The 11048-nt window shown below is 56.3% G+C and carries 8 protein-coding genes and 3 pseudogenes; 3 read left to right on the top strand and 8 right to left on the bottom strand.

Going from position 1 to position 11048, the window contains the following annotated elements; genetic code table 11:
* Positions 1-27: 27 nt before the first annotated feature.
* Complete coding sequence (locus tag M3461_03050; GenBank protein ID MDQ3773408.1) at positions 28-324, bottom strand: hypothetical protein; 297 nt, start codon at positions 322-324, stop codon at positions 28-30.
* A gap of 1402 nt (positions 325-1726) precedes the next feature.
* On the opposite strand from M3461_03050, the gene M3461_03045 reads away from it, so the two are divergent.
* Both M3461_03045 and M3461_03040 read left to right on the top strand, forming a co-directional pair.
* Positions 1727-2023, top strand: a complete 297-nt coding sequence (locus tag M3461_03045; GenBank protein ID MDQ3773407.1) for a hypothetical protein — start codon at positions 1727-1729, stop codon at positions 2021-2023.
* A 14-nt stretch (positions 2024-2037) separates the two neighbouring features.
* On the top strand, positions 2038-2412 hold the full coding sequence (locus tag M3461_03040; GenBank protein ID MDQ3773406.1) for a hypothetical protein: 375 nt from the start codon (positions 2038-2040) through the stop codon (positions 2410-2412).
* 84 nt (positions 2413-2496) lie between these two features.
* Here the strand turns inward: M3461_03040 and M3461_03035 are convergent.
* A pseudogene (locus M3461_03035) lies at positions 2497-2762 on the bottom strand (glycosyltransferase).
* Between the two features lie 439 nt (positions 2763-3201).
* Between M3461_03035 and M3461_03030 the strand changes: the two are divergent.
* Positions 3202-3566, top strand: a pseudogene (locus M3461_03030) (DEAD/DEAH box helicase).
* 68 nt (positions 3567-3634) lie between these two features.
* On the opposite strand, the gene M3461_03025 reads toward M3461_03030, so the two are convergent.
* The 6 genes and pseudogenes from M3461_03025 to M3461_03000 all read right to left on the bottom strand — a co-directional run bounded on the left by M3461_03025 (position 3635) and on the right by M3461_03000 (position 10431).
* On the bottom strand, positions 3635-4375 hold the full coding sequence (locus M3461_03025) for an SDR family oxidoreductase (GenBank protein ID MDQ3773405.1): 741 nt from the start codon (positions 4373-4375) through the stop codon (positions 3635-3637).
* Between the two features lie 508 nt (positions 4376-4883).
* A pseudogene (locus M3461_03020) lies at positions 4884-5789 on the bottom strand (ABC transporter ATP-binding protein).
* A 43-nt stretch (positions 5790-5832) separates the two neighbouring features.
* Positions 5833-6756: an ABC transporter ATP-binding protein gene (locus tag M3461_03015; GenBank protein MDQ3773404.1), complete on the bottom strand. Its 924-nt coding sequence runs from the start codon at positions 6754-6756 to the stop codon at positions 5833-5835.
* A 10-nt stretch (positions 6757-6766) separates the two neighbouring features.
* On the bottom strand, positions 6767-7543 hold the full coding sequence (gene ntrB, locus M3461_03010) for a nitrate ABC transporter permease (protein ID MDQ3773403.1): 777 nt from the start codon (positions 7541-7543) through the stop codon (positions 6767-6769).
* A gap of 70 nt (positions 7544-7613) precedes the next feature.
* Positions 7614-8945, bottom strand: a complete 1332-nt coding sequence (locus M3461_03005) for an ABC transporter substrate-binding protein (protein ID MDQ3773402.1) — start codon at positions 8943-8945, stop codon at positions 7614-7616.
* 106 nt (positions 8946-9051) lie between these two features.
* Entirely contained in the window at positions 9052-10431 is a 1380-nt protein-coding gene (locus tag M3461_03000) for an alginate export family protein (protein ID MDQ3773401.1), read from the bottom strand.
* Between the last annotated feature and the right edge of the window lie 617 nt (positions 10432-11048).

Genomic DNA, 11048 nt, shown 5'->3' with positions numbered 1-11048 from the left:
GTCCATCGCCTACTTGTCACCCGTCAACTACGAGAGGAGGATATGTTCAACACCGAACCCGCAACCACCGCAATGCACGGCTTGAATCCCAAGCCGTAAATCGTCCGCGGAACGGGGGGAAGTCCAGTACAACCCTTCGCGGCGCAATAGCGCACCCACCTCCCCGGCACTTGGCAGGCGTTGGCCTCGCGCACGAGGCGGCGCTTGTACGCCGCAGAGAACTGCCGCCGCTTGGGCCAGCGCGGCCACTTCGGGATCGGGCGTATTGCCGGCCGCGACCTTCATTGCACCGACTTCGAACAACGGTTGTATGTCCTGGTTCATGGTCTTCACCTTTCTACAGTAAACTCATAAAGAAAAAGGTGCTCACGTTATGTTGACACAGGAGGCTTGTCCGCGTATGACACGTCGTGGTTGTTCGGGCACGGTATGGCCCTTCTGCCATTGGTTGTTGGTCCCGAAAGCCTTCCGTGAAGATGGCATGGACCCTGCGCGGTATTCTGTCGGGACAGATTGTGAATATGTCACAGAATGTTTGTGCGAAAAGTCACTGCACAAGCGAAGGTGCATTTCGTATCCTTGGCGGTGTGAAGGCTAACCAGTCGCTCAACTCGGGCGCGCCATAAAGTGGCGCGCCGGTTAGCTTTGGCGTTAGGGTGTGCCGGGACAAACCGGCAAGGTGTGAAGGAGTGAAAGTCTCCGACAGTGAAGGTTTGGCCAACCACACTGGCCCCGAGTCATGCGTTGTAGTCGGTGACGGCTGCGGCGAAGCGTTGACAGGGGAGCGTGCAGGGAGGGTATTGAGCCCCGAAATCAAAGTACTTGCTGGGTGCCGACGCGCTCCTAGCACGCAACACGGTTTGCGCCGGTAGGGCGAGGCGTAGACAGGCCGGCGGGGTCGGAGACCCCTGGCATGCACGGAAACATCTTGTACGGGACCAGGGAGACGCCGCCGTTGGCCTTGGGCTATTGCTGCCCAAGGTCCGCACGGAGAACCCAAAAGGGTACGGCCGTGATGCACGATGGTGGCGAGTCGGACAGTCTCATAGTACCTGAAAAGCAACCGAACAAAATGGAGGCATGGACAGGATGGGTGGCTATGGTGAGCCCTACACGGGCACGCGGGTGGAAACGCCGGCGACAAGGGTGAGCCTAAGGTCCTCGGTCTGGGGCATGATGAAATGGCGGAGGTTGTGGAGGGAAGGGGGCTGCCCAAGGGGAACCTGGGAGGGTGTAACAGGGACCGGACGCAGTGCGGGGATACCCTGCAACAGGCACTTGACCGGGTACGACAGGCGGCGCACAGGGTGAAAGAGCCTTGCACAACGCCTGTGCGTTACTACCTGAGGCAGGAGCCCGGTGCGGTAATTCCGCACGCCGGGATCTGTGCGGAGGGTGCCGGGTGACCGGCATCCCTACCCGCGACCTGAGTTAGGGCTTTATCACAGTTAAGGAAAAGTAAAGTATGACTACGAATAACGAATTTCAGGACCAAAGCAAACTAGAGCTTTACTTCCTCTTTGGTTTTAGCATTGCCTTTATTATCGTCGAGTTAGTCATCGCTATTGTTTTTCCAATGCCTACCATATTTCAATACACCGTATTTAGAATTGTACTAGCGTTATTTTCGGCAGGCATAGCCGCAATAATTCCAGGGGTAATTAACCTTAATCTGAGCTTTTCAAAGTAAAATTACATTCGTGCTGGTGGAGCAATTGGTGTTTTTGTGATTATTTATTTTTACAGTCCTGCATCATTAGTGTTAGAAAATGCTCCTATTTCCAATGATTTGGCTGCTTATGTGTTTGGGAAAAAATCGGAAAATCAAACTATTGCATTCAAAAGCAGAGAAGAAGCCAATAAGAAAAATGCTGACCTTTTAAATTCCGCCAAACATTCTATTCGTATAGTCACCGTACACGGTGCATCGTGGCTGAGAGAGCAGATAATACAACCAAATTTCAAAAGGGCAATGAAAACTGGCAGAGTGGAATTGCTAGTCGTTAATCCTTTAATCCTTTAAGCGATGCTTTCAAAATGCTTGAATTATCGCAAAAAGAGGGCATTGAACAAGAAGATCCGTATCATGCTGAAAAATTGGATAAGGATGAAATCAGGGGAAATTATAATTATTACAGGGAGATATTCAGCAACTATAAGGAAACATCATCACTAGGATACTATTCTAAATTGCCATGGATTCGTTTTGCGATTTATGACGATACAGATGCTACTTTTGTGCTAACCCCATTTATGAAAACTGGCACTGAATCAACGATTTTTCATACTACTGATCCGTGGTTAATTAAATGTTTAAATCAAATATATAAAGAGTTTAGATCGAGCAGCAAGCCTATTGAAGACAAAGTAGAATATGAAAATATGTGGGTAGAGCTACATAAATTACAATAAGCTGAATGATGACGAATGGGGGCAGGTCTTGCATTCACCCCTATGTGAACGGTCGGAGAATGGGTAACAAAAAGGCCGGGGACATGGCAACAGATTTTCCTTGCGTACGAATGCGGCGGGACCGGCCGGGGCGTGGATCACGCGGACTCCATAGCTCCATTTGAGGACTTCCGGTTGAGGACTTCCGGCGCCCTGTCGTCGTCGCGCCGCGTGAACACGTCGACTTCGTAGCCTAACGCGGCCAAACGCCGTGCGAGGTGGGCTACGTAAATGTTCTGTCCACCGGCATCCACACCGCCGGTCAAGGCAACAGGGGAAGCATGCTCACTGATGGCTTTACAATGGCTGATCTTGTCCAGGATGTCTTCGACCTTTTTGGTCCAAACAAATGGCTTTGGAGTTTTGTGGTTGACCTTCATCGGGCATTCGGTCCACGGGTAGATCCGGAGCGTGCCTCGGAACTACCAGTATAGTAAGACACCTGTTGCGGCATGGTCCGGTCCGTGCCTTGAGGTTTCAGGCCGCGGGTCTCGATGTCCGGCCCTCGACAGGCACGACGCCTATTTCCCCTCACACAAACGTCTCGCGGCTCACGCCATCACGGCGTTCTTCGCTTCCTGGGAATTTCGCTACCTGGACCGCGCGTGCCGCGCGGGCGAGTGGAGCTGAGGCCGGCGCGAACCAGGATTCGAACCACCCGATTTACGTAGGCCCGCGAGCTCGCCGCCCAAGTTGCCCAGAGCTTCCAGCGACTATGGCCGGCACATGCCGCTGCGCTCGGAGGCCGCTTACGGCGGCGTCGGCATGTATGAACAGGTCAGGGCCCTGCGCCGCGGTATCGACATCCTCATCGCCGCCCCCGGACGGCTGCTCGATCACGTGGAGCGGCGCACGGTCAGACTTTCGGGTGTCAAGGTCCTGATCCTCGATGAGGCGGACCGTATGCTCGACATGGGCTTCCTGCCCGCGATACGCCGCATCGGGCGCGCGCACCACGGCCCTGACACGGTTCAAGCAACGCAAAGTGCGTGTGCTGGTGGCGACCGAATGTCGCCGCCCGCGGGATCGACGTCGAGGGCCTATCGCACGTCGTCAATTTCGATATGACGAATGCCCCGGAGGACTATATTCACCGCATCGGCCGTACCGCTCGTGCCGCCAATGCCATACAGACCGACTTCAGCAAATTTGGAAGTCCCTCTGGGAGACGGTTATCATGAGGCTAGATCCCCCAGCCTGTCACCGGGATCACTTGACCGGTAATTCCTGCCGAGGCATCGGATGCTAAGAATACTGCCACTTGAGCAATGTCCTGACGTTTGGCCCAGCGCTTGAGATCTTTAGGCTTCATGGCGGCGATGTTGGCTTCGGTGTCCACGAGTCCGGGGGCGACCGCGTTAACCCGAATGGCTGCATCTCTTCCTTCCAACGCCAAGGTGCGCGTAAGGGCCTCTATACCTGCCTTGGCGCAGTTATAGGCCACCATATTGGCCTGGGGAAGTCCTGCCCGCGCAAAGTTGATGATGGATCCACCGCCACTGTCCCTCATACGAGGAAACACCGCGCGCGAGCACAAAAAGGTAGTGAGTAAATTGGTTCCCATCTCATGCTGCCAATCCTCCAAGGCATGTTCTACCGCAGGTTTGTAGCGAGTGAGACCGCCTGCTAGGTTGACCAGGGTGTCGATCCTCCCATATTCATCCATCATCCGATCAACTACCTGCGTCACTTGGGATTCATCGGTAAGATCCGCGCTCAAAGGAAGCACGCGTATTACACGCATCACACGCGTGCCGCTTCCCCGCAGTTCCTCCGTCCTCGTCTCGACGTTCGTCTGGGTCCGCGCCACGATGCCCAAGGCAGCGGCCTGCTCGGCCATAGCCTGAGCCACTGCTTCGCCGACCTGCCCAGACCGGCTGACACCAGTGATTAAAGCAACCTTTCCTTTTAGAATGCCTGACATGTTGGCTTCCCCCGGTTCATTGGTTACGACTATACCATCCTCCTCTCATGAGTATAGACTATACATAGCCCAAGCTGGCGCCGGCAGCCGTGGTGGACGAAGCCTTACGGGGGATCGCGCGCGAGGACTCGACGACATCGTCGTCGAGTAGGTGCTTCGCACCCGGCCTCTTTCGTAGTCGTAGGAGGGGTACAACATGCCTTCAGAGCTCTAGCCCTGCCCCGGTCGTCTGTGTCGCGCTCGCGAAGGCACCACGCTTGCGAAGCCGCATTGAATATCCTATCCTTTACCCGCTACACCGATTCCCTCGGCACATTCGTGATGCACTGCCACATCCTGGATCACGAACCGCTCAAGACGACGGGGGTTGGGCGAGGACCCGACCACGGTCGGTCAGGATGGCCACGCGGGATCCCTCAAGCCTTCGAGCGCGCTCGGGTCGTACCCGGCGTCTCATCCGGAATCGAAGTTATCCTCCATCCAAGTCGGGCGTACTCATCGATTGACCTCATCGATTGCTTCCCGCCCGCTTGGGATCGCCATGCACGATAGAGATTGAACCGTTGCGGCCTTTGTACCGAGTGGGTGCTAGATCAACTATCTTTTCATCAACATGCGGTGCTGCATCGGGTGCGACCCCGCGTTTTTTTTCGGCACGCTCCTCTAGGAAGATGATCAGATATTCTCGAAGTCGATAATAATCAGGATGCTCCATGATCTCTTTTCGGTCGCGCGGACGGGGAAAATGCACGTCTAATATGTCGCCTACCTCGGCGTCGGGCCCATTGGTCATCATGACCACGCGATCGGCCAGATAGATCGCTTCGTCGACGTCGTGGGTCACCATAAAGGCGGTCCTCTGATCGCGACCCCACAGGTCCAACAGCACTTTTTGCAATTCAAAGCGCGTCAACGAATCGAGCGTCCCGAAGGGTTCATCGAGCAGCAGCATCTTGGGCGATAAAGCGAACGCACGCGCGATCCCGACGCGCTGGCGCATACCTTGGGAGAGCTCCGTCGGCCGTTTACGCATTGCTTCGGCCAGACCGACCAGGCTCAGATAATACTCGGCGAGATCATGCCGCTCTTGCCGGCTGGCGGTGTAATAGACCTGATCCACACCTAGCATCACATTTTCTAAGGCCGTCAGCCACGGCAACAAACACGGCGATTGAAACACCATGCCGCGATCGGGTCCTGGTCCCTTAATCTCTTTACCGGCCAGCACCATGACGCCGCTCGTGACTTCGTTGAGCCCGGCCAGCATGGAAAGCACCGTGGTCTTGCCGCAGCCGGAATGCCCGATGAGGCAAACGAATTCGCCTTTATTCACCTCAAGATCGAAATCTCTAACGATAACCGCCGGACCTTTTGGCGTAGCGTAGATCTTCGTGAGACGAGAGATAGTCAGGTATGCGCTCATAGGAGTTAGCGTTTAATTCTTGTTAGCCAACCGCTTAGGTCTCGATCTCCACGCGCTCTTTCTTGAATTCCCTGCTGCGCAGGGGCCCGCGGCGGAACAAAGAGAAGGGTGAGGGTTTACCGTAGGATAAATCTTCGGGTTCGATGTCGGGCAGATGCAGCTTGCGGGTGACGGTCTTGCGGTGCCTTACGCCAACACCGAGGAGAAAGTCCATCACCTGGTGCCGAGTGTGTTTGAAATGCGGGTCGTGATTTATGGCTTTACGGTCGCGCGGCCTAGGGATCTCGACCGGCACGGCGGGCCCCAGCGTCGCATCGGGGCCATGGGTCAATGGAATGATGCGGTCTGCGAGCAGGATGCCTTCATCCACGTCGTTGGTGATGAGCACCATGGTTTTCTTATCCTGGTCCCAGATCCTGGCGATCTCACCCTGGAGCGTCGCCCGAGTCAGCGCGTCTAGGGCGCTGAGGGGCTCATCGAGCAACAAGATCCGTGGGTCAGCGGCCAATGCGCGCGCGACCGACACCCGTTGGCGCATCCCTCCAGACAGCTCAGCCGGGCGTTTTTCCCAGGCCGGCAACAGATTGACCATCTCGATGTACTTCTCCGCGTGAGCCCGTTTCTGGGCGGCCGACCAGTTCCGAAACACCTGGTCCACTGCCAGGTACACATTTTCGTAAGTGGTCAGCCACGGCAGCAGCGAATAATTTTGAAAGACTATCCCGCGCTCGGGGCTCGGTCCCGTTATTTCCGCGCCATCCAAAGTGATACTGCCGGTGTCCGGCCGGATCAACCCCACGATCAATGAGATGAGCGTGGTCTTGCCGGAACCGGAGTAACCCACGATGGCGACAAATTCCCCTTCTTCGATGCTCAAGTTGATGTCGCGCAACACCGGCGTCAGGGCGCCGTTGGAACGGTAACCTTTGGAGACGTGTTTTAGTTCCAGGAAAGCCATAATGCCAATATCAAATCGATTTAAATCGAGCTTCGACCAGGCTCATGAGCCGGTTGAGAATGAAGCCGACGAGACCGATGGTCACGATGCACAAGATGATGTGCTCGTAGATCAGGCTGTTATATTCCTGCCAGAGGAACCCGCCGACACCGGGAACGCCGGTCAGCATCTCCGCCGCGACTATGACCAGCCAGGCGATACCGAGGCTGAGCCGGAAGCCGGTAAACATGTAGGGCATGGTGGCCGGGATCAATACCTTGAAGAGGGTCTTGACTCGAGACAGCTTCAGGACCCGCGCCACATTGATATAGTCCTGCGGGACCGAGCGTACGCCCACCGCCGTGTTCAAGACCGTGGGCCACATGGCGCACACGGCGATGGTAAAGAGCGCGGCGGGTTCCGATTTCTCGAACAGCACAAGACCCAACGGCAACCATGCCAGGGGTGACACGGGACGCAAGATCTGGATAATGGGATCGAAGCTCTTTGCAAACATCTTAGAAAGCCCAAGCAGTAAACCCAGCGGCGTGCCAATCAGAATCGCCAGCGCGTAGCCCTTGGCGACCAGCACCAGCGAATACCACGTGAACCTGAGAATGCCCTGGTCCAGCTCGCCGCGTTTTTCGAAAGGCTCCACGATGTAGGGTTTGCTTACCTCCCAGGTTTTTAGGGGGGAAGGCAGGTTCGTATCCGGCAGCGAGCTCCACAGCGTCCATATCCCAATTACGCTCAATGCCCCTAGCATGGGCAGGACCAGCCAATCAATGTTAAATCGGTTATTGCTCATAGCGATGCCTCGATGCACAACTGCTGCTTGCCCGGTTTACACACTGCCTACGAGGTAGTTCTACGGCCCATTATCCTTTCATACTATGGACCTCGAACGAGGTGGCGTACTCTTCGCTTTTGGCCGGATCGAAGGTCCTTCCGTCAAACAAGGTTTCCGGATCATTGTTAAGCCCGCCGTGCTTGTACCCGATCTCTTTCATCGCCTCTTCATAAAGGTCCGTTCGCATCACCTCCTTGGCAATCCCTTCGTAATCGGGCGCACCCTCGACCATTCCCCAGCGGCGGTACTGGCTCAGGAACCACTTGGCGTATTTGGGTTGTGGGTAGTTACAGTTGCGATCGCTGAAGATCATGTAGTTGGGGTCTTCCGTTTTGCGGCCGTCGCCGAAATCGTAATGCCCCTGCAAGCGGCCCAGGATGATCTCCGGCGGACAATTAATGTAGGTGGCTTTGGAGACGATCTCGGACTGCTCGGGGCGGTGTTCCATTTTGTCCAACCACACGCTGGCCTCGTGCAAGGCTTTCAGAACCGCCTTCACGGTCCTTGGATTCTGATCTGCAAATTCCGCCGCGAAGGCGCACACCTTTTCCGGATGGTCCTTCCATATATCCTGCGTGTTGACCGAAGTAAACCCGATCCCTTCGGCGACGGCGCGCGCGTTCCACGGCTCCCCCACACAGTAACCATCCATCTTGCCCACGTTCATGTTGGCTATCATCTGCGGGGGCGGAATGGTGATGAGGGCGACATCCTTATCCGGGTTGATGCCGCCCGCGCCGAGGTAAAAGCGCATCCACATGGCGTGCGTCCCGGGCGGAAAGGTCATGGCGAAGTTCATCGGTTTGCCTGCTTTCTTCGCCTCCTCAACCAGCGGTTTAAGGGCTTTGGGATCGGCCGCCACTTTGCCTTTCAAGTCGGCTTTCAAGGTGATGGACTGGCCGTTGCGATTCAGCATCCAAGGGGCGATCATGGGTTTTTTGGGTGAACCCAAAAGCCCCATGGTGGAAGCGATGGGCATACCGATCAACATGTGAGTCGCCTGAATGTCACCGTTGGAAAGCGAGTCGCGAATGGCTGCCCAGTTGGCGCCTTTACTGACCGTGGAGTTGATACCGTACTTTCTGAAGAAGCCTTTCTCGTGAGCGATGACAATTGGAGAGCAGTCCGTAAGCGCGATCATCCCAAACTTTATATTCGACGTTTCCGGCCCCTCATCGGCATAAGCCCCGCCGATCCAACATTTTGGCAGTCCGGATGATAGTAGGGCCGCGGCACCCAAGCCTTTGGCGGTCGCGGTTAAGAATTGACGGCGGTTGATTTCGCATGCTTGTGCCGAAGTGGGCTGTGTTTCCTGCGTTGTGACGTTACCTTGGGATTGGTCCGCTGCGTTGTTTTTCATGGAATGGCTTCTCCGGTGTAAAAAAAAAGCCGCTGCGACCAGAATTCGGCGGGCAGGCTTGCGTCGCCGGGCGCTCTAGCGCCACGCAGCGTCGTGTCGCAGCGCCCTAAAACTTAAACTGAACATAGGCCCAGGCCTTTTCGAGATCGAAGGCCTGTCCCGCGATGCTGTTACGCGCCTTATTGAGCGCATCGCCCGAGGCGTCGTAATAGGCGTATTTGATCCCGACCAAAAAATTGTTGGCGATGGGCCTCTCCAGCAAGAGGTCCCATTCGGTACCGTAATCGTAATCGGCGTCATTCGCCGAAAAGTCGTGCCACATGGCCATGAAATTCGCGCCCCAGACTTTGATCTGCAAGGTGACAAACAGGTCCTCGATGCCGTCTGCCGGGGTGATCAGGAAGCGGTCGGCCCAACCCTGGAACGCGTGGTTGGTGCCGAGCGGAGTCTGGAAGGCTCGGGCGACGCGTCCGCCGCAACAACCGCTCACCAGTTCGCCGCCATCACCTTCCAACACCTCGTAGCTCCCTTTCACGGTAACCGACTCGATAGGACTATCGATGAACGTATGGGTGGCGCCGAGCTCGCCCAGGTAATAGTTGACATCGATATCGGCTGGGTTTTCGGCATAGTCCATTTGATGGGCGAGCTCGCCGGTGTAGAGGATGGAAATGGGGTAGCTGATGAGCTCATACGCCCCTTGAAAACGCAGGCCGAAGGTAGCTGTCGAAAATCCCTCCGACGTTGTGCTTTCGAAGTCCAGCAAATAGGTATACGGTTCGAATTTCCCGTACGGGAACCCGCTGTACTGAACGTTGATGAAGTGACTGTCCATGCGAAAGTCACTGCGGTCGGGGATCTCGTTGTCCTCCCCGAAGATGCGATTGGTGTTCCACACGTAGGCATAGTCGATAACCGTTGCCGGCAGATATTCGTTTAGCGCCCGGAATCCATCGAAGCTCTGCCAATTTTGCCGCCACAGGATATTGCCGATGTAGCGATGCAGTGGCGCTTGGCGATGTTCGATCTCCTGACGCCCGAGCTTCAGTGTAGTGTAAGGAAGACCTGCATAGCGTAGATTGGCCTGATTGACCTCCGTGCCCTCGGGATCGACCACCGTGGCGTGATCGAGGACGCCGTTCTCGCCTCCGTTGTTATAGGCGTCATCGCCGATCACCCGCACGTCCTCGATCTGCACATAGGCCCCGAAGTCATAGAACAGCCCGCTGCTGTAGCCAAGCGCCGTGCGTAGCGTCGAGGCGTGGGCGTCTTGCAGCGGAATGGTCGTGAGCATCGGGGGCGTCCCGGTAATGCGCGGTTGACCGTCCTCGACGAATTCAAAGCGGTAGCGCAGGTACAGGTCTACCTTCCCTCCCTTCAGTGCCTCGATAAGGTTGTCGCCGGCGTAGAGCGGCCCGGCCATGCCCGTGCCCAAAAGGCCCACTACCGCGGCGGTATAATGTCGTGATCGAACGGTGCGAGTCATAAGCTTTTATCCCTTTCGTGATACACCGGTATTGCCGAATCGGGACAGGCGTCTTTGCCCTGGCGGTTGACCGCGCCGTTACGGTCCAACCACCCCGGTCCGCCGTTCGCCCTACTATCAGGCTTACCACGGCGGATCTGTGCGGGTGGACGGCAATCCCGGGGCCATGTTTATAAGATATTGATTTTGTGGTTCATGTTTTTAGGAACTCGGGGTTCGCGCGCGGTCGGGGCACGGTGATCCGCACCATGTTCGTGAGCGCGCAAACGTCGATGTCCCATCGTAGTGCATGCGGTCGTGTGACGGCCCATGCGGCGGAACACCCACACGGGGCTTCCAGGCTAATGGAATCAACTCCACCCCCGGGCTTTACGGCATGGGTGAGGGCCGTTGGCCGCGTCCGAGCAGCGATCACCTTGGCAAAGCGGCGGTTGTCGAGGAGTGAACAACAGCCCCCGGAAGAGGCGCAGTGGACTTCCCCCCGTTCCGTGGACGATTTACGGTTTGGGATTCAAGCCGTGCATTGCGGTGGTTGCGGGTTCGGTGTTGAACATATCCTCCTCTCGTAGTTGACGGGTGACAAGTAGGCGATGGACGAGTGCCGACGATGCGGGTTG

The organism is Pseudomonadota bacterium, from assembly GCA_030860485.1.
GTDB lineage: Bacteria > Pseudomonadota > Gammaproteobacteria > JACCXJ01 > JACCXJ01 > JACCXJ01.
The sequence above is the reverse complement of the archived record's forward strand: the minus strand, read 5'-3'. Positions and strand labels throughout refer to the sequence as shown.

Excerpts from the sequence above, each read along its gene's own strand:
- ntrB (MDQ3773403.1), bottom strand. The coding sequence starts at position 7,543 with ATGAGCAATAACCGATTTAACATTGATTGGCTGGTCCTGCCCATGCTA.
- M3461_03015 (MDQ3773404.1), bottom strand. The coding sequence starts at position 6,756 with ATGGCTTTCCTGGAACTAAAACACGTCTCCAAAGGTTACCGTTCCAAC.
- M3461_03005 (MDQ3773402.1), bottom strand. The coding sequence starts at position 8,945 with ATGAAAAACAACGCAGCGGACCAATCCCAAGGTAACGTCACAACGCAG.
- M3461_03050 (MDQ3773408.1), bottom strand. The coding sequence starts at position 324 with ATGAACCAGGACATACAACCGTTGTTCGAAGTCGGTGCAATGAAGGTC.
- M3461_03040 (MDQ3773406.1), top strand. The coding sequence starts at position 2,038 with ATGCTTGAATTATCGCAAAAAGAGGGCATTGAACAAGAAGATCCGTAT.
- M3461_03025 (MDQ3773405.1), bottom strand. The coding sequence starts at position 4,375 with ATGTCAGGCATTCTAAAAGGAAAGGTTGCTTTAATCACTGGTGTCAGC.
- M3461_03000 (MDQ3773401.1), bottom strand. The coding sequence starts at position 10,431 with ATGACTCGCACCGTTCGATCACGACATTATACCGCCGCGGTAGTGGGC.